The organism is Pseudonocardia bannensis (genome assembly GCF_012911875.1).
In the GTDB taxonomy this organism is placed as follows: Bacteria; Actinomycetota; Actinomycetes; order Mycobacteriales; family Pseudonocardiaceae; genus Pseudonocardia; species Pseudonocardia bannensis.
This window is the reverse complement of the sequence record NZ_JAAXKZ010000039.1, coordinates 1-25,958: the sequence shown is the minus strand read 5'-3', so window position 1 is coordinate 25,958 and position 25,958 is coordinate 1. Positions and strand designations below refer to the sequence as shown.

The following is a 25,958-nucleotide window of genomic DNA, read 5'->3' as shown; positions in this document are numbered from 1 at the left end:
GGTCGACTCGATAGTAGGGCCCTCCTGAGGAGGGTCGGGCGTCGAACCGGACCCCCCTCGCGCGTTCGCCGGTCTCGCGATTGACCTCTGGCGCCAGGCCACAGTCGTGAGTGCTCATGGACAAGGCGCTCGATGGTGGGCCAGGCCGAGATGAGCGCTGCTGTCTCCGCGTCCGGCTGCGCCGGTCGTAGGCAGCTATAATTCCTCGTCAGACCCGTTCCGCGCTGCGGTTGGGCGCAGCACGGACCTCACAAGAGCCGCCTCCTGAATCCCCGATCTCATCAGGTCGCTGCTCCAGTGGCGTTAGTAGTTGTTGACGGACCGCCTCCGGCTGGTGCAGCATCTCGTACGCCGAGCGCCGCGGGTCGGCTTCGCTCGGCGCGAACACCCAGGAGGGTCGATGATCGAGCTGGAGACATTCCGCGGCGAAGCGCGGAAGTGGTTCGCCGACCAGAACCTTCCCGTTGTTCCCTTGGACATAGACGGCCGTTTTGAGGTCCTCAGGGCCTGGCAGCGGACGCTGTTCGAGAGCGGATGGCTCGGTATCTCATGGTCGACCGAGGTAGGCGGCCGAGGTCTGTCTCCCGTCCACCAGCTCGTCTTCAACGAGGAATTGGTGCGGGCCAGGGCTCCCCAGCCGATCGGGTTGATCGGCCTCGAGGTGGTCGGCCGGTCGATTGAGCATTACGGCAGTGACTGGCAGCGCCGTGAACTCTTACCGCGGCTGCTGTCGGGCGAGGACATCTGGTGCCAGGGGTTCTCCGAGCCGGAGGCCGGCTCGGACCTGGCTTCGCTCCGTACCTCGGCGCGCGATGCCGGCGAGGACTTCGTCGTGTCCGGTCAGAAGGTGTGGACGAGCTGGGCGAAACAGGCGCAGTGGTGCGCCCTGCTCGTCAGAACCGACCGGGATGCGCCCAAGCACAAAGGGATCAGCTACCTGCTCGTGGACATGTCCTCGCCAGGAATCACCGTCCGCCCACTGGTGCAGATGACGGGCGACGAGGAGTTCTGCGAGGTGTTCTTCGACGAGGTCTCAGTACCGAAGCGCAACCTGGTCGGAGAGATCAATGCGGGATGGGCCGTGGCCAACCACACGCTGGGATCCGAGCGCGGAAGCTACACGGTGCGGCGACGGGCCGAGTTGGAGGTGGCCTTCGACGATGCCGTGGCCCAGGTGCAGTCGTGGAGTGGCGGCGGGCGCGAGCGGGTGCCGGATCGGGTTGCCGCTGCTCTCGGCAAGGCGCAGATAGCCCTGCAGGTGCTCGAAGGGCAGACCCGCAAGACGATTGATCGTTTGGTTGCCGCGGCGGGTCCGACCGCGGAGGACTCCCTAGACAAGCTGTTGCTGAACGGCGTGGAACAGGCAGTGTTCGAGTCCGTCGTCGACCTCCTCGGACCGTTCCGGACGGCCCCGAACCTCGCACCCTTCGGGCTGGAGGCCGAGCGCTGGATTCACGATCACTACTTCTCTCGCGCAGTGTCGATTTACGGCGGTACGTCACAAATCCAGCGCAACATCATCGCTCAACGAATCCTGGGACTTCCTCGTGGCTGAACCCGACGACCAGAAGCTCGATCTGCCGATCCGGGAGTACCTGGACCGGGCGTTCGACGAGCGCCGCCGGCTCGGCATGCTGACCGGCACCGGCACGGACCGCGACTTTCTGCGTGCGGTGGCTGCGCAGGGCTGGTTCTCGCTCGCGATCCCTGAATCATATGGTGGGCTCGGACTCCCGCTAGCCGACCTCGCTCCGGTTTTCGCGGCGCTGGGTGAGTACCTCGTGCCCGGCCCGATCGTCGAGAACTGCGTACTGCCGTCTTTGCTGGTGGAGCGGGCGAGCGCCGAGGGCCGGTCCGCACTTCTCGCTACGGTTGAAGACGGTGCGCCGGTCGGCTTGGTTGCCCCCCACACGGGATCCACCTGGGCGGATCAGCTCGGCTCGGTGAGATGCACGGACGGCAAGCTCGACGGTGAGATGTCTCTGGTTCGTTTCGGCGAGCAGGCAGAGCTGCTCGTGGTCGTCGCGAACGACGAACGAACGGTATGTCTTGTCGATCCCAGGACAGACGGTGTCATCGTGGTGGCCGACGGCAAAGGCGACCCCGGGAGTTCCACGGCGACGGTCAGGTTCAGGGGTGCCTCAATCCTCGGCGGGCCGGCCGCCGAAGGGCGATCGGCAGTAGCGCTAGCAGCCGAAATCCGTGGCTGGATGAGGATGCTGGTGGGGTGCTACCTCGCGGGGGTGGCTCGGTGGTCATTCGACCAGACGCTCACCTATGTCCAACAGCGGCAGCAGTTCGGACGGCCCATCGGGAGTTTCCAGGCCGTGCAGCACATCGTGGCCGATATGTACGCATCCACTCGTTCCCTCGAGAACATGTGTGCGGCCGCGGCCGAGGACCTTCGGGACGCCTCGCCGCAAGCGGTGGACCTGCGTGCAGCCTGTCTCAAGGCGTACGCAGCAGAATCGGCGCGCCGCGTGTGCGAGAACGCTATCCAGATGCACGGCGGCATCGGATACACGTTCGAACTGTCCTTGCACTGGTACTACGAACACGCCCTCGCCTTGCGGTCGTGGTTCGGCGACGAGCGCGATCTGGAGAGGGAAATCGGCTTCGCCGTGCTGGCCGGTGGAGCGGCGAGGAACACGACGACCCAGGAGGTGGCGGGATGAAGTCATCGCGCCTCACGGACGAGCTGATCACCCGATACACAAAATCCGGACTCTGGGAAAACCGCTTCATCGACGAGTACCTGACCCAGGTCGCGGCTGAGACGCCCGCCAGGCCGGCCGTCGTGGATCGGGATCGGGTCTGGACGTATTCGGAGGTTGAGGAACTCGTCGCACGTACCGCCGGTGGGCTCACTGCTCTTGGCATCGGCCGCGGGGACGTCGTGTCATGGCAGTTGCCGAACTGGATCGAGGCTATGGCGACGCACCTGGCTGTGCTCCGGCTCGGTGCGGTGAGCAATCCCATCATTCCGATATACCGGGACACCGAGGTTCGCTTCATCCTCGGCCAGGCCCGTTCGAAGGTCATGATTGTTCCCGCCACCTTCCGCAACTACGACTTCGTTGCGATGATCGATCGCATCCGAGACGATCTCCCAGATCTGGCCGAGGTCGTCGTCGTCGGCGAGGGGCAAAATGCCGGGACCCGACCATTTGACGAACTCCTCACGGCGGAGCCGCTGGTGTCGTCCGCGGCGGATCGGGACCCGAACGACATCTGCCTGCTGCTGTACACCTCGGGTACGACGTCAACTCCCAAAGGGGCGATGCACTCGCACAACACGCTGGACTACGAGAACCGCAGCATCGTGGAGTTCTTCTCGCTGACCGACGCCGATGTGATCTTCATGCCATCCCCCGTCGGCCACATTACGGGGGTCATATTCGGCCTTCAGTTGCCGTCGCTGCTCGGCACCTCGGTCGTCCTGCAGGAGGTCTGGGACCCGGGCGTCGCGTTACGGCTGATCGAAGAACATCGCTGCAGTGTCGTGCTCGCGGCGACACCGTTCCTGCATGGTCTTGTGGGCCACCCCGACAGGCCGAGCACCGATCTATCCCCGCTGCGGGTGTTCGCCTGCGGTGGTGCCGACGTTTCTCCGGAACTGGTTCGTCGGGCGACGGACGCACTCGGCTGTCACGTATGTCGAGCCTACGGGTCGACCGAGTACCCGACCGCTGTGGCTAGTTCCCCGTCGGACCCGGCCAACAAATGTGCCGAGACCGACGGTCGGGCACTCGGTGCCGTCCAGTTCAGGGTTGTCGACGACGCGGATCGACCAGTTCCGGCCGGGGAAGCGGGGGAGCTTCAGCTCATCGGACCGGAGATGTTCCTCGGATATCTCGACTCCGGGCTCGACAATACCGCATTCGACGCGGACGGCTGGTTTCGAACCGGCGATCTCGCCGTCATAGACGACGACGGATTCGTCACCATTACCGGCCGCAAGAAGGACATCATCATCCGGGGTGGAGAGAACATCAGCGTCCGCGAGGTCGAGGACCATCTCATTGAGTTCCCCGGGATCGAGGACGTCGCAGTGGTGGGCTACCCCGACCCGCTGATGGTCGAACGGGTCGCGGCTGTTGTCGTCCCGACTGCTGGCGCCGAGATCGACCTGGAGTCCGTGACGATGTGGCTGCGCGAACGCCACATCGCGATGCAGAAGCTGCCGGAGCAGCTGTTCGTCGTCGACGAGCTTCCCCGTACTGCCAGTGGCAAGGTCCAGAAGTTCCTGCTCCGCGACATGGTGCGCGATCTCCTCGAGAAGTGAGCAGTGGTCGCGACATTCCGGTGAGCTCTCAATGGTGAGGAGCTTAATGATGAATGAATACGAACACGAGGCGTTCTCCTCCGGTCACCGCTTCCTGGAAGCGCCTCGCTGGCATGACGGCCAGCTGTGGGTCAGTGACTTCTTTGCGAAGACGGTGCTGCGGTTCGCGGAGGACGGTTCCGCGGAGGTTGTGGCTTCGGTCGAGGGTACCCCGTCCGGACTCGGCTTTCTCCCCGACGGCCGCGTTCTCGTCGTGTCCCAGCAGGACGCGATGATCCTCGAGATCGGGGAGGGTGGATCGCTCACCCCGTACGCCGATTACTCGCACATCGCCACCTCGGTGGCGAACGAGATGCTCGTCTCGGCGGACGGCCATGTCTACGCCGGCAACTTCGGGTTCCTGCTCGGCGCGGAGGAGCCGCGGCCAGCTTATCTCGCCCATGTCGCCCCGGATCGCTCCGTCAGACGGGTCGACGCCGACCTGATGTTTCCCAACGGAACGGCGATGACGCCCGACGGGACGCTGCTCGTCGCCGAAACCATTTCCCACCGCATCACCGCGTTCGATCTCGACGAGCGCCGTCACCCGGTGAACCCTCGCGTGTGGGCGCAACTCGACGACAGCCTGCACCCGGACGGTATTGCCCTGGACTCGGAGGGTGGTGTGTGGTTCGGCAACGCCCTCACGCTCGGCGACGACAGCGGATTCTACCGGGTCGTCGAAGGCGGCGAGATCACCGATCGCATACCCACCCGCGGCACCTGGGCTGTCGCCTGTGCCTTCGGTGGCGAGCAACTGAATCGCCTCTACATGAGCTGCAACACGACGACGCTCGACGACTTCCTTGCGGGAAGGTCCAGCGGCGAGATCCGCGTCGCCGACGTGAAGCACAGCGGCGTGCCGCACAGCCAGTAGGCAAGTCGGCTCCTGGCGGGCCCGTTGGATGTTGGTCCTCCCGCGCCTATACGGCGTGACCACAACGAGGAGAACGGTGAATTGGATGGTCGAGAACACCGAGAACGACGGGGTCCACAAGCGTTCGACGACCGACGTGGTGATCGTCGGCGCCGGTGCCGCGGGCCTTTACGCCCTGTACCGCCTCCGCAAGGAGGGCTATGCATGCCGAGTCTTCGACTCCGCCGACGGAGTGGGTGGAACCTGGCACTGGAACCGCTATCCGGGCTGCCGCGTCGACGTCGAGAGCGTCGAGTACAACTACATGTTCGACCCTGAGTTGGATCAGGAGTGGGAGTGGAGCGAGCGCTACGCCGCCCAGCCGGAGCTCCTCAGCTACTTTAACCACGTTGCGGACAGGTTCGATCTGCGGCAAGACATCACCCTCGAGACGCGGGTCGAGAGCGCGGTGTTCGACGAGGAATCCAGCTCCTGGGACATTCGCACTGACCGGGGTCACGCTGTCCGCTCACGTTTCCTCATCATGGCGACCGGGTTTCTGTCGGCGCCGTCGAAGCCGGCGTTCGAGGGCTTGGAGGACTTCGCAGGCGAGGTATACCACTCGGGCACATGGCCGCGTGAGGAGGTCGACTTCAATGGGAAGCGCGTCGCCATCATCGGCACCGGATCCACTGCCGTCCAGATGACCCCTATCATCGCTGAGCAGGCCGCCCACCTGACTGTGTTCCAGCGAACGGCGCCGTATATCATCCCACTTCGCAATTGTCCGATGCCGGCCGAGTACCTTGACCGGGTCAAGGCAAACTACGACAAGTGGCGCGCTGCACAGAGGCAGCACCCGACGGGCGCCCTGGCCCTCAACTTCGATATCGGCGCCGTGGAGACCCGGCTGTGGAACGAGCTCACCCTCGAGGAGCGTGAAGCCGGCTTCAACGTGCGCTGGGAGAACGGGGGCCTTGCGCTGCTCCTCAACACTTGGCCCGACCTTTTCGTCAATCCGGTCGCGAACGAGACCGTCGCCGAGTGGGTACGGGAGAAGACTCGCGAGCGTATCCACGACCCGGAGCTCGCGGAGGTGATGATGCCGCGCGACTTCCCGTTCGGAACCAAGAGACTCATTGCCGATAGCGGCTACTACGAGGCGTTCGCCCGCGATAACGTCGAGCTCCTCGATGCCAAGGCGAACCCGATCGAGCGCTTCAGCAAGCGTGGTCTGATCGCCGGTGGGCAGGAGTACGAGTTCGACGTGGTCATCCTCGCAACCGGCTTCGACGCCGTCACTGGCGCCATGCTCCGGGTCGACATCCGCGGCCGCCGGGGCTTGCCAGTTGCCGAGCACTGGAGCACCGGACCGCGGACGGCGCTCGGGCTGATGACCGCAGGCTTTCCCAACCTGTTCTTCCTAGACGGCCCGGGCAGCCCCGCCCCCCTCTATCACCCAATCTTGCTCTCCGAGTTGCAGACCGAGTGGATCACCAACGCGTTTGCGCACATGCGGGACCGAGGAGCATCCACGATCGAGCCGACCGACACCCTCGAGCACGAGTACAGCGAGCATCTCGACGAGATCGCCAACGCTACCCTCTTCCCGAGGGCTAACAGCTGGTACATGAGCGCGAACATCCCTGGAAAGCCGCGTAAATGCCTGATGTATCTGGCCGGCGGCCTCGAATACCGACGCAGGATAAACGAGGCGGCCGCCAAATGCTACTCCGGATTCCTCTTCTCCCATGCTGGCGTCAAGGATGCAGAACGTGAGCCTGCCGTTGCCCATGCGTGACAGCGACCCCACGGATCCGGACGCACCGACATGGGCGTGAGGATCAGCGCGAGGCGGCGTGCTCCGCGTCGCCCTTCCTGAGCACCACCATCCACCAGGACAACACACGACTTGATTGCGTCGGTCGTGACGAGAGGAGACCACACGTGTCGGAAATCAAATATTTGAAGTGGGACATCACCGATCACATCGCGACTGTGCGCCTCGCCCGGCCACCGGTTAATGCCTTCGTGCAGGAGATGTACGTGGAGCTCCGGCAGTTCTTTGAGAACGCTCGCGAGTACCTGCCGGACACCCGTGCCATCGTGTTGACCGGGGAGGGTAAGCACTTCTGCGCGGGCAATGATCTTAGGGAGTTCCCGTCTCTGGATCCCGACAACTCCCCGGCCCGTATGGAGAACGCGCGCAACGCCTTTTGGGCCCTCCGTGCCAACCCGATTCCGACCGTTGCCGCGGTCAGCGGCGCCGCGTTGGGGACGGGGCTGGCTATTGCGGCGTCCTGCGATCTCGTTGTCGCATCCGACGACGCGAAGTTCGGCCTCCCCGAGGTCAACGTCGGCTTGCTGGGTGGTGCCAAGCACGCATCACGGCTGGTGCCCCAGCAGCTGGTCCGGTACCTGCACTTGACCGGGGAGAACCTCACCGCCGAGGAGGTTGCCCGATACGGCGGTGTGCTGAAGGTGGTCCCTCGCGCAGAGCTGATGGGCGAGGCCTACCGAATCGCCCGGCTGATGGCACGCCACAGTCCCCTAGTCCTCGAGTTCGTCAAGCGGAGCCTTAACGAGATCGAGTACCAGAACCTGTACGACGGTTACCGCTACGAGCAGACCTTGTCCGGGGAGTTCTCCACCTACTCCGACGCGAAGGAAGCGGTGAATGCGGTTCTCGAGAAGCGTTCCCCCGTCTACACCGGCACCTGATGCGCGTCCGCCTGCATAGGCGGACGCGCTGCAGGCGCAGGTCGTCCTGGAAGCTTGGCGTTGTTCTGGTGGAACGGGGTCATCGAAGCGGGTGCATGGCCCCTATGGAGGTGCCCGGGCGGCCGACCGCGATGGGTGCATGGAGCAACTGCTGCGGGCGGACGGCGCTGACTCCGCCGACTCGAAAAAGCTGCAATGACAGGCGGAGGCGGGCCTGCGGGATGGACGAGGCCAGCGGCTAGTAGCACTGTATTAGGTGTGTCGCTGACGGGCTGGCGCCACCATCTCGTGATCTGGTTCCGGCGCGAGCCGGTGGCGGCCGGCTCGGGGTCGACCACCAGCTGCAGCAATTCGTGACGTCCTCGGCCTGGGAGTACGTCGAGGTGAGCCGCCGGCTGGCGGTGGTCGGGCCAGTCATTGACCCGCAGTCACTGATCATCATCGATGACTCCCGGTTTTCCAAGGACGGCGCCAGTTCGCCCGGGGCGACGTGGATGTACTGCGGGGCGCTAGGCAAGGCCGGGAACTGCCAGATCGGGGTCAGCGTGCACGCCGCGGTGACTGGGACGTCCGCGGCGATCGACTGGCGGCTGTTCCTGCCCGAGTCCTGGGTCCGACACCACCGCTGCTGCGGCTGGGACACGGAGGGGCCGGCGCGGAACTGGGTCCGGCGGGCCCGCGTCGGGATCGGCGACGAGGTCCGGCACCGGGAGAAATGGCGGTTGGCGCTGGACATGCTCGACCAGATCACCGGCCCCACCGCCTCTGGATGGGGGCCGCCACTCGCCCGCCAGTGGCCGGCGACGCCAGGTACGGCGACGCCACCGAGTTCCGCCTGAGGGTGAGGCGGCGGACCAACGCTGCCCCAGGAGCCGGTTGCGCTCCACACCGGCTCGGCGGACCGTTCCGAACCCTGTCGCCCAGCGCAGCATCTGTCGATAGCCGGCCCCGCTGGTGGGGAGGCCACGGACCCAGCAGCACGCCCAGCACGTTGATTACGGCGGCGGCATGGATGTCCTAGTGGTCAAGCGTGGCCCTGGCTGGGCTCGGGCGCTTGGAGCATCTTGGGCCGGCCGTTCCTCTCTAGCTCGGCTCGGGAACGGGTGGCCGTCGCCGGACCGGCAGGGACAGTCAGGACTGTGATGGTGCCCTGTTCGCGGCAAGGTCCCTATTGGGACACGGCCCCTCGGCCCGGAGGCAGCAAGCACCTCCCTGCGCCGGTGACCCCCCAGATCAAGCACAGGACACGCTGGTCACCCCGCCCGGCCCGCGGACCCGGCGCCCACCGGAGCGACCTCGGCGCACCGTCATGCCCACCAGGCAGAATCACCGCGCGAAGACCGACCGCGGCCGGTCTCGATCACCACCGGGCGCATGGCGAAAGGTCCGGGCTAGGATCGGAGTTCCCATGCCGAGTGCAGAGACCAACAAGCCTGGTGGCCGAACGGCGACCACCACCCCGGAATTTTCACGACGACCGCTAGACCGGAAGTCGGAGATCGCCGACAACGCCGGGCGGCTTTTCAGCCGTCACGGGTTCCACGCAGTGCGTATGGACGACATCGCTGCGGAGAGTGGAATCACCGCCCGCGCCCTGTACCGCCACTACCGCAACAAGAAGGCACTTCTCTCGTTCGTTATCCGACAGGATCAGGACCGAGTGCTGAAGGCCCTCCGAGAAGCCCACTCGCGCGACGCTTCGCTCGACGACGTCATCGAAGCCCTCACCATCTCTGCGCTGACCACTCCCCATCTGGGGGTCCTCTGGCAACGAGAAGCCAGACACCTCGAGTTGGAGGACCTCGCCACGACACGTTCCGGCACCCGAGAACTCGCCCATCTGGTCCAGGCCGCGATCTTCCGGGAGAACCCTTCAGTCGACCCGTTCAAAGCCGAGGTCAGGGCATACTCGACGCTCAGCATCGTCACGAGTGCCGGCTACTACGAAGCCCGCATGCCGCAGCGACACCTTCATCGGTTGATCGCAGCAGCTTGTCAAGCGTCGGTGTCCACCGTGACCGGGCCGTCCCATCAGAACGACGCACCGCGATCCGCGGCGAGTGACCGACCGAGCCATCGCGTTCCGACGTCAAGGCGTGAACAACTCATTAATGCGGCGGCGCTTGCGCTCAGACGACATGGCTTCGGCGGTACCAGCATCGATGACTTCGGCGCCGACATCAGCCTCGTGGGTCCCGGGATCTATAGATACTTCGAGAACAAGGCAAGCGTCCTACTCACTGTCATCAGCCGTTTTCACGAGTGGGTTACCTATGAAACGTACCGCGCGCTAGCCGAGACGGCTGACGACGACGACGTTCTCCGCGCACTGGTCCGCGCTTACATTCAGGTCGCCGCTGCAGCTCTGGATCTCCACGCCGTGACCATTACCGAGTCGTTGGAACTCACGAACGGCCCCGCCGAGGTGATGAGTCGCCAGCGTGCCGATCATCTTGCCGAGTGGCAACGTTGGCTCGCTACCGCGCGGCCCGATCTTTCTGATCGAGTCGTTCATGCGCTCGCGACCGCAGCGCGGACCATGGTCGACGATCTCGCACGGATTCCGCACTTGTGGGGCAACCCTTCGTTCCCCGATGAGCTCACGGAGACCACCCTCTCGGTGCTCTACGACACCGTCATCGAGCACATGGACGCGCCATCACCTGCCGGGGAGTCCGGCGTGGACGCCGAGTGAGCGCCACGGACTGGATTCTCGGTCAGCTATCCCACATTCCGTTGCAAAGACGTATCCTTCTATCAGGACGGGGACCAACGACTCTCGAGGCGCTGCGCCAGGTCTCCACGGCCTCCGATTATTAACCGGCACAATACGTATTCGCATTGGTCAGCATTATGGCGGATAGGTGAAGCGAGTCGGCAGGCTAAGAACGTGTTTGAGAAGATCACCTAGCGTGTGTGAAGGTGCGTCGTTGTTGTCCGGTGGCGGGCCCGCCGCGGGCCGGTACCCGCACAACCGCGCCCCGCCGGGCCTGGCCTCCGGGTCGGGGCCGGGGTCGACGGGGGCCCGGTCCGAGACGCTCATCGTGGGGGATCCTGCCCCGCCCGGGCGCGGCCCGCGCGCCCCCCAGGGCTCGGCGGGGGCCGGGGTGAGGTGGGTGGTGATGGCCTGGGCGATCGGGTCGGCGGCGTGCAGCTCGAGGAACCCGGCCAGCACCCGCAGCGCGTCCAGGGCCTCCCGCTCCAGGGCGGCCCACTCCCCCGCCGGATACCGGTCCTCGCCGGCGCGCAGCCCGGCCCGACACCGCGCCGCCTGCGCCCGGGCGGCCGCGACACAGGCCCGCCGGGCCGCGGTGACCGCGCCCCCGGCAGATTCCGGGACCGGCGGCGCGGCAGGTGACGTGCTCTCGGACCGGGTCATCCCAGCTCCCTTCACCAATTACGTCATTAGATCTTGGCAGCGAATTGCGTAACTGGATAGGACGAGCCCGGGCTCAACCCGAGCGAACACCCCTTGACCTGGGTCAGGAGTCTGCTCTAGACGTGGATAGCCTGTTCAACGGCGTCATTGACCGGCGACAAGATATGCGCGTCTCCGAAGCCTGCCAGGCGGGACACGGGTAATGGACCTGTCCTGGGATCTCGGGGCGACGTGTCATAACCGTAACCGAAAGGGCGGCCAGCGCGAGAAGCTGCTCAGCGGCCCCGGGACGTCCGCCGCGATCGACCACCTACCTCAATGGGCGGCGCGGCACACTGTTCGAACTGAAGGGCCGCCGGAGGAACCGGCAGCAGGTGAACTACCTACTCGGCAAGCTCCGCGAGTAGGCCGGGATCCCCGTCCGGATCAGCAGGCACTCGTCGCGGCACACCGCAGCCACGTCCGCGCTCAACGAGGCGGGGGCAGCCTCCGCGACGTCCAGGATACGCCGGGCCACAAGGACCCGCGCCCCACGAACCGGTACAACCGCCCCCCGGCCAGAACCTCGACCGCTCGCCCGCCCGCGGCCTCGACGCGAAGTTCGACGGCATCAGCCCCCGCCACCATGGCCGCCAGGCCGACGACGACGCCGCGCGCATGGAAGCGCGGACTCGGAAATGAAACCGTCGGCCCCGGTGGAATGGTGTCTGGATGACCGAGCCGCCCGGGACCCTGTTCGCCGCGAGGTACCACTGGCGATTCGAGGAGGCCCCGTCCGCGCGCGGCCTCACTCCTGAACGGGCACGCGCGAAGATGATCGCCCAGGTGGTGAAGGCACGGGACGCGGCCGCCGACGAGGTCCGGGCGCGCATGCTGATGCGATGCTGGACGTCCTCCGCAGCATCCCGCTCGACCCTGACCTGCGGATCGTCCGCGACGAGGGACCGGAATCCGGATGACCGGGCAGCGTCCGGGCTGGTGGAAGCCGGCCGACCACGTCGACGAGCTGGCCTGGGTTGTGGGTTCGCCACAGAGACGTCAGCGCAGTGCCGCGTCCGGCCCCATCCCCGCCTCGGCGGTGATCCGCCTCAGCTCGTCGGCCAACTTCGTCCGCAGGGCGTCGTGGCGGCTGTCGAGCTGGTGGCGCGGGTCCTTGCGGTCCGGATAGGACCACACCGGGGAGCTACGGTGCGCGGGCGGTTCCCAGTTGTAGCGCGGGTGCACGTGCGCGTGCAGGTGCGGCCAGGAGTTGCCGAGCACCTCGTAGTTGGCCCGCCGGAACTGGGGATCGAGCGCGCTGCATACGTTCTGCACCGCTTCGCCCAGCAGCGACATGTCGAGCAGGAAGTCGGCCCGCTCGGAGCGGGGCAGGTCGGTGAGATGATTCGCCTCGCCCCGGTAGAGCAGCAGGCAGTACCCGGGGAGGTGCTGGGTGTCGCCGATGACCGCCCAGCCAGTCTTGAGTCAGGCCAGCACGGTGGGATTCTCGCCGCGTTCCGCGGCCGCGAGGCGGCCTTCCACACCACTCATCACCGTGAGTGTAGGGGCCAAGTCGGACTCGCCCAGATTGCCGACCAGGTGCCGGCCCGGCTCGTTGCAAAATCAGCGAGATCTACGGGGTGTTCTGCATCGGCACCGAAACCGCGCAATACCTCCGGGACAGTGAGCCCGTTGACGGCAACTGTGGCGGCGACCTGGATCGGGAAATCGCGTAACCACCGGTAGGCGACGGCGGGATGGGCGAGCACGACCCGACCGTATCCAGTGAGCCTTTGCCAACCTGGCAGACGGGCAGGTCGGCGTACGTACGGCGTGGCCTGACCACGAAAAAATGAAGCTCCTGGTAGACGGGCGATTGCCTAGATCAACTCGCCTCACCAGGAGCTTCACGTGCTGTCCTACCCGTCCGGGATGACCGTGTCCAGCCGCGCCCTCGGGATGCTCGCGGATGCATTGCGCGCGCACCGCACCCAGCGGGCGACCCGCTGGCGCAGACTCTCCGCTGGCCGCCAGGCCCTGCTGGTGATGGCCTACCTGCGCAAAGGTGAGACCTACGCCGATCTGGCCTGCGGCTTCCGGATCGGCACGTCGACGGTGTACCGCTACATCCGGGAGGCGCTCGCACTGCTCGCGGCGATGGCCCCGACGCTGGAGCAGGCGATCGCGGTCGCGCAGCGGAAGGCGTTCGTGATTCTCGACGGGACCCTGCTGCGTATCGACCGGGTCGGCATGGCATCCGGCCGCGACCGGGCCTACTACTCGGGCAAGCACAAGGCCCACGGCCTGAACGTGCAGGTCATCGCCGACCCGATCGGCCGGCTGGTGTGGCTCTCCCCACCGCTGCCGGGAGCGCGCCACGACATGGGCGCCGCCCGCGAGCACGGCATCATCACCGCGCTCACCGACGCCGAGATCCCCGCCGTCGCCGACACCGCCTACCAGGGCGCCGGCCCAACCGTCGCCGTCCCACAGCGGCGACGCCGCCTTGACCCCGACACCGGCCGCTATCGGCGGCTGTCGCGCAACCAGAAGGACGTCAACGCCGCGCACGCCCGCCGCCGCGGACCGGGCGAGCGGGTCAACGCTGAGCTGAAGAACTGGAAGGTGCTGCGCAAGATCCGATCCTGCCCCGGTCGGGCGGCCGAGCTCGTCGCCGCAGTCCAGACCCTGATGATCGCCAACGCGTGATCAGGTTGGCAAAGGCTCAGTGCCTGCACGTCGGCAGGGGGGAGATCCGGGTCGTCGAGGTCGACGGGCAGCGGCCAGTCGGGTTCGGCGATGGTCGTGACGCCGTCCGGCCCGGCGGGCGGCAGCGGGGCGACCCAGGCTCGCGGCCTGCCGTCACGGTCGGAGATCCAGGCCAGCATGGTCCCGTCGGGGGAGGGGACGGGATCGGTGTAGGCGGCCGCGAACAGGACGTCCGCGGCCGGACCGTCACCCGTGAGCTGCGCACGGCGCCGGTCGGTGAACGGCACGGCCACTCCGCTGCTGCTGTGGGTCGCGTCCACTCAGATCCCCCTCTCCTGTAGCCACATCTCGAGCAGTGCTACCTGCCATAACGCGTTGGAACCCAGATTGGTCCGCTGGGTGTTCGGATCCGCCAGCATCCGGTCCAGCCAGTCACCGCGGACCAGCCCCCTGGCCTTGGCCACCGGATCGGTGACCGCGTCGCGGACCCGGTCCAGGAGCGGACCCTCCAGGTGCCGGATCGCCGGCACCGGAAAATAGCCTTTCGGGCGGTCGATGATGCCGTCGGGCACCACTCCGCGGGCCGCCTCCTTGAGCACCCCCTTGCCGCCGTGCGCCAGCTTGAGATCGGGCGGGCACGCGGCGGCGAGCTCCACCAGCTCGTGGTCCAGGAACGGGACGCGTGCTTCCAGTCCCCAGGCCATCGTCATGTTGTCGACCCGCTTGACCGGATCGTCCACGAGCATGACGGTGCTGTCCAGACGCAGGGCGGCATCAAGGGTGTCCTGCGCCCCCGGGGCGCCGAAGTGCTCGGCGATGAACGCCCGGCTCGGGTCGCGGTCGAGCATCCAGCCCGGTTCCAGGACCTCGGACATCTTCGCATGCGTCCGGTCGGTGAACACCGAGGCGTAGGCCTTGACGGCGCGGTTCCGCGGCACCCCGGCGAGCGGTGGGTACCAGTCGTAGCCGGCGAACACCTCGTCGGCGCCCTGGCCGGACTGGACCACGCTGACCGACTTCGCGACCTCCTCGGACAGCAGGTGGAACGCGACGCAGTCGTGGCTGACCATGGGTTCGGCCATCGCGGCGATCGTCTGATCGACGGCGGGCAGCATCCGGGCCGGGTCGACGAGGATCTGCTGGTGGTCGGTGCCGAAACGCTCCGCGACCAGGTCGGAGTAGGCGAACTCGTCGCCGGACTCGCCACCTGCGGGGTGGAAACCGACGCTGAAGGTCCGCAGGCCCCGCTGGCCCTCCTCGGCGAGCAGCGCCACGATCAGCGACGAGTCGAGCCCGCCCGACAGCAACACGCCGACCGGGACGTCGGCGACCATGCGACGACGCACCGCGAGCCGCAGCGCCTCGAGCACCGCGTCGCGCCAGTCGGCTGCGGTCCACTCGGCGAGCTCGGGGCGGCGCACGTGCGACGGGCGCCAGTAGACGTGCTCGTGTGACGTCCCGTCCGGCCGGATCGTGCGCACGGTGGCCGGCGGTAGCTTGCGGATCCCGGCCAGGATCGTGCCCGGCGCCGGGACGACCGCGTGGAAGGACATGTAGTGGTGCAGCGCCACCGGGTCGATCGCCGTGTCGATCCCGCCCCCGGCCAGCAGCGCCGGCAGCGACGAGGCGAACCGCAGCCGGCCCGGGTCCTCGGTGAGGTACAGCGGTTTGATGCCGAGCCGGTCGCGGCCCAGGATGAGCACGCCGGTGTCACGTTCGGCGACGGCGAAGGCGAACATGCCCAGGAAGCGGTCGACGCAGCCGGCGCCCCACCGGTGATAGGCCTTGATCAGCGTCTCGGTGTCGGAGTCGGAGAAGAACCGGTAGCCGTGGCCCTCCAGCTCGTCGCGCAGCTCCCGGAAGTTGTAGATGCAGCCGTTGAAGACCGCGGTGAGGCCGAGCTGCGGGTCGACCATCGGCTGGGCGCCGCGCTCGGACAGGTCGATGATCTTCAGGCGGCGGTGACCGAGGGCGATCGGGCCGGTGGCGTGCACGCCGTGTCCGTCCGGGCCGCGGGGCCGCATCGCGTCGGTGATCCGGGCGACGGCCGCGATATCGGCTGCCCGCCCGTCGAAACGCACTTCTCCGGCGATACCGCACATGGCGCCTCCCTTCCCGTCCTCGACCTCCGGCAATCAGGAGGCTGCGTGCCGCCGACCTCTCCGGACGGCGACGAGATCCTCCTCGGTCGCGGTCATTTCAGGATCCAGGTGTCCTTGGCACCCCCGCCGCGCGAGGAGTTCACCACCATGCTGCCCGAGGGCGCGACGCGGCTCAGGGCAGCCGGCATCACCTCCACCTGCGTGCTGCCGCCGTGCCGCGACTGCAGGACGAACGCGCGCAGGTCGACGGCGCGGGGCTCGAGCTTGCTCTCGGCGAACGTCGGGTGGGTGGAGAGCATCACCATGTCCTGCGCGACCCAGCGCGCCGGTTCGGCCCGGACGGCGTCGGCGAGCTCGGCCAGCTCGCGGCGACCGGCGTGCGGACCGATCACGATGCCCTGCCCGCCGTAACCGTCGACGGGTTTGAGCACCAGCTCGTCGAGCCGGTCGAGGACCTCGGTGAGCCGGTCGGGATCGGTGCACGGGTAGGTCGGCACGCCGGACAGCAGCACCGGCTCGTCCAGGTAGTACGTGATCATGTCCGGGACGTAGGCGTAGACGAGCTTGTCGTCGGCGACCCCGTTGCCCAGCGCGTTGAGCAGCGCGACCCGGCCCCGGGCGGCGGCGTTGACCAGCGCTCGGCCGATGGGCTGCAGGTCGGCCCCCTTCGCCTCCAGCAGCGCCTGCTCGTCGAGGCGCCGGTACAGCGCCGACAGCCGTCGCCGGCCACCGTCACCGACGAGGTACACCCCGTCGTCGGTGACCTGCAGGTCGCGGGGGGTGACCAGCGCGACGCCCATCTGCTCGGCCAGCAACCGGTGCTCGAAGAACGCCGCGTCGGGCGGGCCCGCCGACAGCAGTGCCGCCTCGTCCGCTCCGGCAGCGTCGGCCCTCTCGTCGCCGACCCCGGAGAGCAGCGCCGCACGCATCCGGGCCGGCACCCCCTCCAGCGGGACCACCCCCGCCGGCGGCTCGAGATCGGGCATGACACTACGCACCAGCCGCCTGCTCATGATCGAGTAACCGATGCCCGACGGCACCCGGAGGTTGTCCTCGAGCACCAGCCAGCGGTCGGCCCGGTCGCGGACCAGGTCGATCCCGCCGACGGCCACCCGGAGCGCGCCGGTGGGCACCAGCCTGCCCAGCCGGGACCAGCCGGGGGAGTTGTCGACCACGGTCGCCGGGACCACGCCGTCGTTGATGATCCGGCGCTCGCCGTAGACGTCACGCAGGAACGCCTCCAGCGCCCGGACCCGCTGGGCCAGCCCGGGCTCGAGCGCCGCCCAGTCCTCGGCCGTGACGATGCGGGGCACCAGGTCCAGTGGGAACAGCCGGTCGGGCTCGTCGTCGGCCACCCGGAACGTGACCCCACGGGCGTGTTGCTCGGTCCGCAGCGCCGACTCCGCGGCGGCCATCCCGCGCGCCCCCAGCCCGTCCAGCGCCCGGAACAGCCAACCGTAGTGCGGCAGCACGGTGCCGTGGGCGCTCACCGCCTCGTCGAACGCCGTGGGCTGATAGCCCGACAGCAGCTCGGGGGCGATCGGCACGGTCACCGGCAGGTCCCGTGGCAGCGTGCGGCCCTGGGTGTGCGCGAGCAACGCGTCGACCACGTCGACCAGCTCGCCCCGGCGGCCGAACGCGCGGCGCTGCCGGGCCGCCCCGCTGCCCCGGGCCAGCGTGGCCTCCGACAGCGCGAGCACCTGCTCCCAGTCGCCGAGCGCCTCCAACTGAGGGCGCAGCCCCTCGACGAGCTGCCCGATCACCAGCGGCGGCGGGATCAGGGCCGGGCCGACCAGATCGACCAGGTCGCCCTCCAGCCCGGAACGGGCCGCCCGCCAGTTCGCCGCTCGCAGCAGCTCGTGACGGTGCTGCGGCGGCGGCCGCTCGGCGTCGATGTCCTCCCGGGCTCGGGCGACGAGGGCGCGGAACAGGCCCGCGACGAGCACGACGTCGTCGACCTCGGGGCAGGCGTCGCACACCCGCAGCTCGACGGTGGGCAGGTGTGCGCTGGGCCTGATGTCGAAGTAGACCATCCCCGGATCGCTGATGGTCCCGGACGCGATGAGCTCGGTGACCATCGCGTCGTAGTCGGCGGCGCTGCGGAGCGAGCCCGGCGGGCCCGCGGTGGGCCACCGCTGCCAGATCATGCTGCGATAGCTGGCGTAGCCGGAGTCGCGGCCGCGCCAGTACGGCGAGCTGGCGCTCAGCGCGAGCAGCGTGGGCACGTACGGCGCGCACCGGCGGACCACGTCGACGGCGATGTCCCGGTCGGGGACGTCGACGTGCACCTGCGCACCGCAGATGTGCTGCTCGCGCACCAGCAGCTGGTACTCGTGCTGCATCCGCTCGTAGCGGGCTCCCGCCGAGATGGCGTCGCCCGACAGGTCGGCCAGCGGGACCGTGCCCGCCGCGACGACGCCGAGCCCGAGCGGTTCGGCGACGTCGTGCAGCCTCGCGCGCAGCCGTCTCAGGTGCCGGCGCAGGTCGTCGAGGGTCGCGCAGGGCGGGGTGTTGGTCTCGACGAGCGAGCGCTGCAACTCGGGTGCGAACTCGGCGCCGTCGAGCTCGGCCAGCAGCGCGTCCACCTCGGGGGTCGAGTGGCGGGTCTCCAGGTCGACGACGTGGAACTCCTCCTCGACACCGATGAGGGGGAGCTCGGGGCCACTCATACCGGTGACGCTAGGGGCTCGGTGTTACGACCGCTTTTCCTGACCGTCACCTGCCGCCGAACGGTGGTGGGCTGGGGACCGTTCGGCTCCCCATGGTGCAGGTCAGCCGGTGCAGGCGGCCTCGAAGAACTCCCACTCGAGGTCGACGGTTCGGGTGAAACGGGACGTGACGGCCTGCCGGTGACGGGTGTCGAGGTCCGCGGTGGCCGTGTCGAACTCGGTGCGCAGGAAGCCGACCCACTCCTCGAACGCCGGTCCGCGGTGTAGCTCGATCCACTCCCGCGCGATGGCGTCGGCCGGGAGCTCCGCGCCGGGGTGGGTGGCCCAGTCGAGGTAGAGCCACTCGGCGACCAGCAGCACCGCGAGCTGATCGGGGTAGCTGCCGTTCTCCCGGATGTCGTCCATGTGTGCGATGAAGCCCGCCGTGGGTGGCAGCAGCTCGGGGCGCGTGCGATCGGCCGCCGGCACGTCGAGCGCATCGAACGCGCGGGCGAAGAAGTCGTTCTCCGGTCCGGCGACCAGACCGAGCTGGCGGGCGAGCCGCAGCCGCGGCTCACCCCGGCGAGACCCCGCGACCGCCGCGCCGAGCAGCGCGACGAACGAGTCGAGGAACTGGTTGTCCTGCACCAGGTAGCGGGTGAGCACGTCGCGGGGCAGCGTGCCGCGCCACAACTCGTCGACGAACCGGTGCCCGACCGCCGCGTCCCAGACCCTCGCCGTCGACGCCCGGAGCTCCTCGCTGAAAGTCACGTACCGCACCGTAGGCGTGCATGGTGCCCTCCGGCCCTCGGGGCGTCCGCCCCGCATCTCCACGCGCCGCGCAACCCCCCGCGAGTCGCGGTATTCCCGCGGCCGAGTCGCGTTCCCCTGCCCCGCGAGTCGCGGTACTTCCGCGGCCGAGTCGCGTTCCCCTGCCCCGCGAGTCGCCCCGTTCGGGCGCGCGCCGCGCGTTTCGGGAGTGCGAGGCGGCTGTCTCGGAGGGGGCTGGTGGGGCGTCCGCATGTGCCGGGTTGCGCATCCGGCAAGGAGCCGGGCACTCAGTCCGGCCACCGCACGCCGGGATAGGGGGACCGCGCCTGCGCTGCCGCCCCGCCGAGCTCGCCGGCGGCGACCGCGGCGTGCAGCCCGGCGATCTCGGTGAGTGCGTCACGCTGTTGCGCGACGTCGTGCGCGCTCATCGGCTCCCCGTGCCCCGGGACCACGACACATGGCCGCAGTGCGAGCAACGCGGTGACCGTATGTGGCCAGTCCTGCGGGAACGCGTCGCCGAAGTCCGGTGGGGCACCCTGCTCGGCCAGGTCGCCGGCGAACACGACGGCCGCGTCGGGCACGTGCACGACGACGTCGTGGTCGGTGTGGCCGCGCCCGAGGTGGCGCAGCTCGACCGTGCGGCCACCGAGGTCGAGGGCCGACACCGGGTCGACGGCGTGGTCGGGCAACGGTGGGCTGGTCCTGGCGAGTGCGTCGGATGTACCAGGGTTGCCGTGCTCGCGGTAGTGGGCGGCCCACTCGGTGCGCTGCGCGTCGGCGGTGGTGGCGATCGCGGCGCGGCAGGCGGGGTGGGCGTGCACCGGACAGGGCAGGAACGCCGCGGTGCCGAAGCAGTGGTCGAAGTGCGCATGGGTGAGGACGACCTGCACCGGCAGCGGGGTGACGGCACGGACGGCCGCGGCCAGCTCGGCGCCCTGGCGCTCGTCCCCCCGGGTGTCGATGACGAGCGCGCGGTCGGAACCCAGCACGAGGCCGGTGGTCAGGTCCAGCTCGATGTGCCGGCGCGCCAGCACTCCGTCCCCGACCTCGACCCAGTACCCCTCGGGCTCTCGCACGTCACCATCCTGCCGCTCGGCCCGTGGGGCGAAGCAGCCCGTCCATCAAGGATCGGCGCGGTGGGCTCGCATCGAGTTCGACAGCCAGGGTGATGTGGGCGGCGAAGCAGCCGGCGATCAGTTCCCGGCCGCAGCGATCGCGCAGCCCTCGACGTCGTGACGGTCTGAGGTCACGGGTGAGCACCCTGACGTCGAGCACTGCGCGCCACGGCGTGAACTCGCGGTTCGCTGGTCCGAAGTACCGAGACCCGGCACCTGGAAACCGCGACTCGCGCGCCGAAAGACCGCGACTCGCGCGCGGACAGACCGCGACTCGCGCGCCCGGAGACGAGGTTCGGCGACGAGGTTCGGCGACGTCAAGGGCCGACGTCCTCCAACACTTCGTGCCGGGCTCCCGGCGGGGCGACTTCGTCGAGACGATCCGGGGCTCCGACTGGCCGGAGTGACGGCGGCGGCTGCCAGACTCGCGGTGTGGACGACGCCGAGGGGACACCAGCTGCCGATTCCGCGAGCGTCCTGCTCGCCGCCGCCGACACGCTGGAACGGCTCGCGGATCGCGCCACCGCCGGCCGCTGGGCCGTGGGCGGTCTGCTCGCCACCCGGCCCGAGGTGATCGCACACCGCGAGGACGGCAGCACCGAGCACGTGGCCGAGGCCCGGGCCGCGTCGGCGGGCTGGATCGTCACGCTCTCTCCGCAGACGGCCCCGCACCTCGTGCGGTGGTTGCGCGCCACCGCCGGCGCCGACCGGATCGACCCCGCCGCGGTCGCCTTCGCCGAGAAGGTCCTCGCCGCAGCGGGCGGCCGCTGACGTCCAGCGGTCTGCCGGCTACCGTGCGCCCGGTGGTTCGCGCCGGGCGCCCACCGGCCCGGCGGGGAGGGTCAGACCACGACCCGCATCGGCCGTCCGCGCTCGTCGGTCTCGTTGCCGATCACCTCGGCGCACCCGCGTGCCCACCGTCGCGCGGACCAGGCCGCCGCCAGCGCGTCGAGCACGTCGTCGAGGCGGGCGCCGGCGGGCAGGTCGGCCAGTGCGACGGCGGGGTCCACCCAGCGGGCGAGAGCGGCGATGCGCTGGCCCGCGCCCCGTGTGGTCTTCTTCGGCGCGAAGTCCACCTCCGGCGCCAGCGTCCGCAGCGACAGCTCCGGATGCACCTCGACGACGCGGGCGGGAAGCACGTCCAGCGCGTCCCACTCCCGGATCTTGCGTCCGATGTGGAACGTCTGGAGGCTGATCGCGCGCCCGGTGAGCTCGCGGGCGATCGCGCAGGCCTCGGTGTAGGACGCTGCGGCGAGCACCGGCCGCGGCGGTGCCGGGAACACCGAGGACCGGGCCCGGCCGAGCCGGGCCGCGGCCTCGATGTCGCAGGCGCGGCGGGCAACACCCGACGGCAGCCCGATCGGGATGTCGACCCCGACGGCCACGCAGTCGGTGGTCGCGTCGAGCACTGCGGCGGCGTCGGTGCACACCGACCATCGGACGTCACCCGCGGGGTCGACCCGGGCGACGACCCAACCGTCGGGGACCCCGTCGACCCCGGCCGCCGGGGCGATAGGGCAGGATGCAGGCCCGTGCGCGTCTACATCGGCTCCGACCACGCCGGCTTCGAACTCAAGGCCCACCTGCTCGCGCACCTGGCCAGTCTGGGCCACGAGGTGATCGACGTGGGCCCCGCTCATTACGACCCGAACGACGACTACCCGCCCTTCTGCATCGCCACCGCCGTCCAGACCGTCGGTGACCCCGGCAGCCTCGGCTTCGTGCTCGGGGGCTCCGGCAACGGCGAGCAGATCGCCGCGAACAAGGTTCCCGGCTGCCGCGCCGCCCTGACCTGGAGTGTGGAGACGGCCCGGCTCGCCCGGGAGCACAACGACGCGCAGGTCGCCGGGATCGGCGCCCGGATGCACAGCCTGGAGGAGGCCGCGGCGATCGCGGAGGCGTTCGTCTCCACGCCGTTCTCCAACGACCAGCGTCACCTGCGCCGGATCGGCATGCTCGCCGACTACGAGCGCACCGGGGCGCCGCCGGCGCTGCCGCCCGACCAGATCCCGGCCCGGCCGTAACCCCGTGCCCGAAGGTCACACGCTGCACCGGCTGGCCCGGGTGCATCGCAGGCAGTTCGGTGGCGCTCCGGTCGCGGTGTCGAGCCCGCAGGGCCGTTTCACCGAGTCTGCCGCGCTGCTGGACGGGCGGGTGCTGCTGCGCGCCGAGGCACACGGCAAGCACCTGTTCCACCGCTACGGGCCCGATCTCGTGGTGCACGTGCACCTCGGGCTCTACGGCACGTTCGACGAGGCCCCGGTCCCGGCTCCGGAACCGCGCGGGCAGGTGCGGATGCGCCTGGTCGGCGCGACGCACTACGCCGACCTGCGCGGGCCGACGGCCTGCGAGCTGCTGGTCGACGCCGAGGTACGGGCGCTGCGTGCCCGGCTCGGCGCCGACCCGCTGCGTCGCGACGCCGACCCGGAGAAGGTCTGGTCGCGGATCTCACGGTCCCGCGCCCCGCTGGCCACGCTGCTGATGGACCAGTCGGTGGTCGCGGGTGTCGGCAACGTCTACCGGGCGGAGCTGCTGTTCCGGCACGGCGTCGACCCGCAGCTGCCGGGGCGTGCGCTGCCCCGTGCGGTCTTCGACGCGATGTGGGCCGACCTGGTCGTGCTGATGCGTGACGGCGTCAGGCGCGGGCGGATCGACACCGTGCGCCCGGAGCACGACCCGCGGCGGCGTGGCGAGCCGGGCCGGAAGGACCGCCACGGCGGGGAGGTCTACGTCTACCGCCGGGCGGGGCAGCCCTGCCTGGTGTGCGGTACGCCGATCGCGCACACCGAGCATGCGGCCCGCAATCTGTTCTGGTGCCCGAGCTGCCAGCCAGCGGCCTGATCCGAGTCTCCCGCGCTCGGGAGTGGAGCAACAACGTCGCATCGGAGCGCATGGCGCGTCGGTATCAGCCGAGGATGCGCACCGCTTCGTCGTCGTCCCGGTCGTGGACGACGCGGGACAGCCGGTAGGCGTCGCCGCCGTCGGGCACCGTCGTGAAGAAGTCACCCGCGACCGTTGTCGCGCCGGGCGGTAGCTGGGCGCGGGCCACGACGTCCGGCCGGTCGAACAGCACCCCGTCCAGACCGGGTGTCGCAGCGAGGATCGACCGGAGCAGGATCCCGGTCCCGCCGCGGACGTCGACGAGCGTCCGGAACCGCCCGACGTCGTACGCCGCCACGACGGCCGCGGCCTCGTGCGCCGACCGGTCGGCCGTCGAGCCTGGAACGCCGCCTCCGCGGCGGGCCGCGCCGCCAGGTGCTCGAAGAACGGTGTGCCGTGCACGATCTCGAACGGTGTGCCGCCGTCGCGAACCGCCTCCGGCAGCCCCTCCAGCGCCCGGTGGTAGAGCCCGCCCCGCGCGAGGACGGGGCCGCGCTGCGATCCCGGGACGTCCGTGCGGGCCACCGCGTCGGCCACAGGTCCGGAGAAGACGAACCGGCCCGGGGGCGGTGCCCCCGGGCCGGTCGGTGTCGGATGTGACGGTCGGTCGTCGTGGGTCAGAAGTCCCCGAAGTCGAAGCCGCCGCCCATGTCGCCGCCCCAGTCGGAGCCGCCCATGTCGCCGCCCATGTCGCCACCGGCGTCGGCGCCGTCCATGCCGTCCATACCGCCGTCGGCCGCCGCGGCGCCATCGGCGTACCCGTCGGCGTAGGCGACCCCGGACATCCCGGAGAACAGCGAGCTGAACAGCAGCGCCGAGCCCAGACCCCAGGCTCCGGCGACCAGCGCGGGCTTCCACCACGGCTCGGAGTACCACCCGGCCGGCACCGGCCGGCCGGCGACGTTACCGCCGGGGTAGTAGTGCCGGTTGCGGTCGGACGGGTTGGGCGAGGCGCTGTAGGAGTGCCCCTCGACCTCGACGTCGCGCGCCTCGGAGACCGCGCCGGCGCGCTGCTGACCCGGTAGCGGCGGCAGCTCGGGACCCGGGTCGAGACCCATGGCGCTCCGCGCCGCGCGCACGTAGTAGAGGCCCTCGTAGGCGGTCTCGGTGACCTGGCGTGCCTGCGCCGTGCTCTTGGCCTGCTCGAGCTGCGATCCGGCGGCGTTGTAGCGCTCGGACGCGTCGGCGAGGGCCTGCTTGGAGGGCTCGTCGGTGCCGATGAGGTTCAGGACCTGGCCGCCGAGCCGCTCGACCCAGCGCCGGGCCTCGGACTTGGCGTCCTCCAGCTCACGTGCCTGGGCGGCCGTCTTCTGACGCACGAGCCACACGACGCCGGCGATGATCCCCACCACCACCAGGAGGGTCACGATCGTGCCCGTCACAGTTCTCACTCCTTATGTGGGCCGGTTTGCATGGCCCGCTCGGTAGTGATAACGCCCGGCGAGCTCCATTCGTTCCCGGTCATGATCGCCCCGGATCCGCTGGTCGTCGCCGATTGGGACGGGGCCGTTCTGCGTACCCTGGGGCCGCCGGACGGGCCCGCCGAGGACAAGGGGACGCGCGTGGGCGACGCCAAGCCGATCGAGTGCTGGATGACCGACATGGACGGCGTGCTCGTCCACGAAGGACGGCTCATCCCGGGTGCCGATGTGTTCATCTCTCGGCTCCGGGAGTCGGGCATCCCGTTCCTGGTGCTGACCAACAATTCCATCTACACCCCGCGCGACCTGCAGTTCCGGCTGCGTAACACCGGCATCGACGTGCCCTGTGAGTCGATCTGGACCTCCGCGCTGGCCACCGCGGCGTTCCTCGACGACCAGCGCCCCGAGGGCAGCGCCTACGTCGTCGGTGAGGCGGGACTGACCACGGCGTTGCACGAGATCGGCTATGTGCTCACCGATAGCGATCCCGACTACGTGGTGCTCGGCGAGACCCGTACCTACAGCTTCGAGGCGGTGACGACGGCGATCCGGCTGATCGATGCGGGCGCCCGGTTCGTGGCCACCAATCCCGACCCGACCGGGCCGTCGTCGGAGGGCGTGCTGCCCGCGACCGGGTCGGTCGCCGCACTGATCAGCCGGGCGACCGGGGTGTCGCCGTACTTCATCGGCAAGCCGAACCCGCTGATGATGCGCGCCGCCCTGAACCAGCTGAAGGCGCATTCGGAGGTCACCGTGATGGTCGGCGACCGCATGGACACCGACATCGTCGCCGGGCTCGAGGCCGGGATGCGCACCATCCTGGTGCTCAGCGGCATCGTGCGCGCCGAGGAGGTCGACCGCTTCCCGTATCGGCCGAGCCGGGTGGTCGCGTCCGTCGCCGAGCTCGTCGACGAGATCGAGGGTCTCTAGTAGGGCTTTGTTAGGTGTGTCGTTCCCACTGATCCGGCGCTGCCTGTGATCTCGTTCGGGTCGTGACTCCGGAGGAGATGGCGCAGGTCCGCCCGCGGCTGGAGGCGTTCGCGGCCGGGATGC

At 69.3% G+C, this 25,958-nt stretch carries 21 protein-coding genes and 1 pseudogene; 13 read left to right on the top strand and 9 right to left on the bottom strand.

Annotated features, from left to right (window positions below; all coding sequences use genetic code 11):
• Positions 1–400: 400 nt before the first annotated feature.
• The 8 genes and pseudogenes from HF519_RS12900 to HF519_RS12865 all read left to right on the top strand — a co-directional run bounded on the left by HF519_RS12900 (position 401) and on the right by HF519_RS12865 (position 10,596).
• Complete coding sequence (locus HF519_RS12900; RefSeq protein ID WP_169413162.1) at positions 401–1,555, top strand: acyl-CoA dehydrogenase family protein; 1,155 nt, start codon at positions 401–403, stop codon at positions 1,553–1,555.
• The gene (locus HF519_RS12895) at positions 1,548–2,675 is read left to right on the top strand and encodes an acyl-CoA dehydrogenase family protein (protein WP_169413161.1); all 1,128 of its coding nucleotides are present in this window, start codon (positions 1,548–1,550) and stop codon (positions 2,673–2,675) included. The genes HF519_RS12900 and HF519_RS12895 overlap by 8 nt, the downstream gene beginning before the upstream one ends.
• Positions 2,672–4,285 (top strand): AMP-binding protein, encoded by a 1,614-nt coding sequence (locus HF519_RS12890; RefSeq protein ID WP_169413160.1) that lies wholly within the window; start codon positions 2,672–2,674, stop codon positions 4,283–4,285. Before HF519_RS12895 ends, HF519_RS12890 begins: the two co-directional genes overlap by 4 nt.
• A 49-nt stretch (positions 4,286–4,334) precedes the next feature.
• Positions 4,335–5,201, top strand: a complete 867-nt coding sequence (locus HF519_RS12885) for an SMP-30/gluconolactonase/LRE family protein (RefSeq protein ID WP_169413159.1) — start codon at positions 4,335–4,337, stop codon at positions 5,199–5,201.
• Positions 5,202–5,286: 85 nt separating this feature from the next.
• Positions 5,287–6,981, top strand: coding sequence for a flavin-containing monooxygenase (locus HF519_RS12880; RefSeq protein WP_169413158.1), 1,695 nt, complete (start codon positions 5,287–5,289; stop codon positions 6,979–6,981).
• Positions 6,982–7,127: 146 nt separating this feature from the next.
• On the top strand, positions 7,128–7,901 hold the full coding sequence (locus HF519_RS12875; RefSeq protein ID WP_169413157.1) for an enoyl-CoA hydratase-related protein: 774 nt from the start codon (positions 7,128–7,130) through the stop codon (positions 7,899–7,901).
• Between the two features lie 320 nt (positions 7,902–8,221).
• Positions 8,222–8,754, top strand: a pseudogene (locus HF519_RS12870) (transposase); the annotation flags it as partial.
• Between the two features lie 555 nt (positions 8,755–9,309).
• Positions 9,310–10,596, top strand: a complete 1,287-nt coding sequence (locus HF519_RS12865) for a TetR/AcrR family transcriptional regulator (RefSeq protein WP_169413155.1) — start codon at positions 9,310–9,312, stop codon at positions 10,594–10,596.
• Between the two features lie 156 nt (positions 10,597–10,752).
• Here the strand turns inward: HF519_RS12865 and HF519_RS12860 are convergent, their stop codons facing one another.
• Both HF519_RS12860 and HF519_RS12855 read right to left on the bottom strand, forming a co-directional pair.
• Positions 10,753–11,280 (bottom strand): hypothetical protein, encoded by a 528-nt coding sequence (locus HF519_RS12860; protein ID WP_169413154.1) that lies wholly within the window; start codon positions 11,278–11,280, stop codon positions 10,753–10,755.
• A gap of 1,038 nt (positions 11,281–12,318) precedes the next feature.
• Positions 12,319–12,723 carry an HIT family protein gene (locus HF519_RS12855; RefSeq protein ID WP_169413176.1) on the bottom strand — a complete coding sequence of 135 codons (405 nt, stop codon included), beginning with the start codon at positions 12,721–12,723 and terminating at the stop codon, positions 12,319–12,321.
• Positions 12,724–13,170: 447 nt separating this feature from the next.
• Here HF519_RS12855 and HF519_RS12850 point away from each other — a divergent pair, with 447 nt between their 5' ends.
• Positions 13,171–13,968, top strand: a complete 798-nt coding sequence (locus HF519_RS12850; RefSeq protein WP_169413153.1) for a transposase family protein — start codon at positions 13,171–13,173, stop codon at positions 13,966–13,968.
• Positions 13,969–14,288: 320 nt separating this feature from the next.
• Here the strand turns inward: HF519_RS12850 and HF519_RS12845 are convergent, their stop codons facing one another.
• The 4 genes from HF519_RS12845 to HF519_RS12830 all read right to left on the bottom strand — a co-directional run bounded on the left by HF519_RS12845 (position 14,289) and on the right by HF519_RS12830 (position 20,565).
• Positions 14,289–16,070: an N-acetylglutaminylglutamine amidotransferase gene (locus HF519_RS12845; protein WP_169413152.1), complete on the bottom strand. Its 1,782-nt coding sequence runs from the start codon at positions 16,068–16,070 to the stop codon at positions 14,289–14,291.
• 92 nt (positions 16,071–16,162) lie between these two features.
• On the bottom strand, positions 16,163–18,739 hold the full coding sequence (locus tag HF519_RS12840) for a carboxylate--amine ligase/circularly permuted type 2 ATP-grasp protein (RefSeq protein WP_169413151.1): 2,577 nt from the start codon (positions 18,737–18,739) through the stop codon (positions 16,163–16,165).
• A 102-nt stretch (positions 18,740–18,841) separates the two neighbouring features.
• Positions 18,842–19,489, bottom strand: a complete 648-nt coding sequence (locus HF519_RS12835; protein ID WP_169413150.1) for a TenA family protein — start codon at positions 19,487–19,489, stop codon at positions 18,842–18,844.
• A gap of 287 nt (positions 19,490–19,776) precedes the next feature.
• Entirely contained in the window at positions 19,777–20,565 is a 789-nt protein-coding gene (locus HF519_RS12830; RefSeq protein ID WP_169413149.1) for an MBL fold metallo-hydrolase, read from the bottom strand.
• Between the two features lie 471 nt (positions 20,566–21,036).
• On the opposite strand from HF519_RS12830, the gene HF519_RS12820 reads away from it, so the two are divergent.
• Complete coding sequence (locus tag HF519_RS12820) at positions 21,037–21,375, top strand: hypothetical protein (protein WP_169413148.1); 339 nt, start codon at positions 21,037–21,039, stop codon at positions 21,373–21,375.
• A gap of 71 nt (positions 21,376–21,446) precedes the next feature.
• Here the strand turns inward: HF519_RS12820 and HF519_RS12815 are convergent, their stop codons facing one another.
• On the bottom strand, positions 21,447–22,163 hold the full coding sequence (locus tag HF519_RS12815; protein WP_312860078.1) for a DUF429 domain-containing protein: 717 nt from the start codon (positions 22,161–22,163) through the stop codon (positions 21,447–21,449).
• Here HF519_RS12815 and HF519_RS12810 point away from each other — a divergent pair.
• Positions 22,137–22,628: a ribose-5-phosphate isomerase gene (locus HF519_RS12810; RefSeq protein WP_169413146.1), complete on the top strand. Its 492-nt coding sequence runs from the start codon at positions 22,137–22,139 to the stop codon at positions 22,626–22,628. The two genes, HF519_RS12815 and HF519_RS12810, sit on opposite strands and share 27 nt — an antisense overlap.
• A 4-nt stretch (positions 22,629–22,632) precedes the next feature.
• On the top strand, positions 22,633–23,445 hold the full coding sequence (locus HF519_RS12805; RefSeq protein WP_169413145.1) for an Fpg/Nei family DNA glycosylase: 813 nt from the start codon (positions 22,633–22,635) through the stop codon (positions 23,443–23,445).
• 64 nt (positions 23,446–23,509) lie between these two features.
• On the opposite strand, the gene HF519_RS32845 is transcribed toward HF519_RS12805, so the two are convergent.
• Positions 23,510–24,181 carry a methyltransferase gene (locus HF519_RS32845; protein WP_211169940.1) on the bottom strand — a complete coding sequence of 224 codons (672 nt, stop codon included), beginning with the start codon at positions 24,179–24,181 and terminating at the stop codon, positions 23,510–23,512.
• Positions 24,102–24,866 carry a hypothetical protein gene (locus HF519_RS12795; protein ID WP_169413143.1) on the bottom strand — a complete coding sequence of 255 codons (765 nt, stop codon included), beginning with the start codon at positions 24,864–24,866 and terminating at the stop codon, positions 24,102–24,104. The genes HF519_RS32845 and HF519_RS12795 overlap by 80 nt, the downstream gene beginning before the upstream one ends.
• A gap of 210 nt (positions 24,867–25,076) precedes the next feature.
• Between HF519_RS12795 and HF519_RS12790 the strand changes: the two genes are divergently transcribed.
• Positions 25,077–25,835 carry an HAD-IIA family hydrolase gene (locus HF519_RS12790; protein WP_211169944.1) on the top strand — a complete coding sequence of 253 codons (759 nt, stop codon included), beginning with the start codon at positions 25,077–25,079 and terminating at the stop codon, positions 25,833–25,835.
• Positions 25,836–25,958 lie beyond the last annotated feature (123 nt).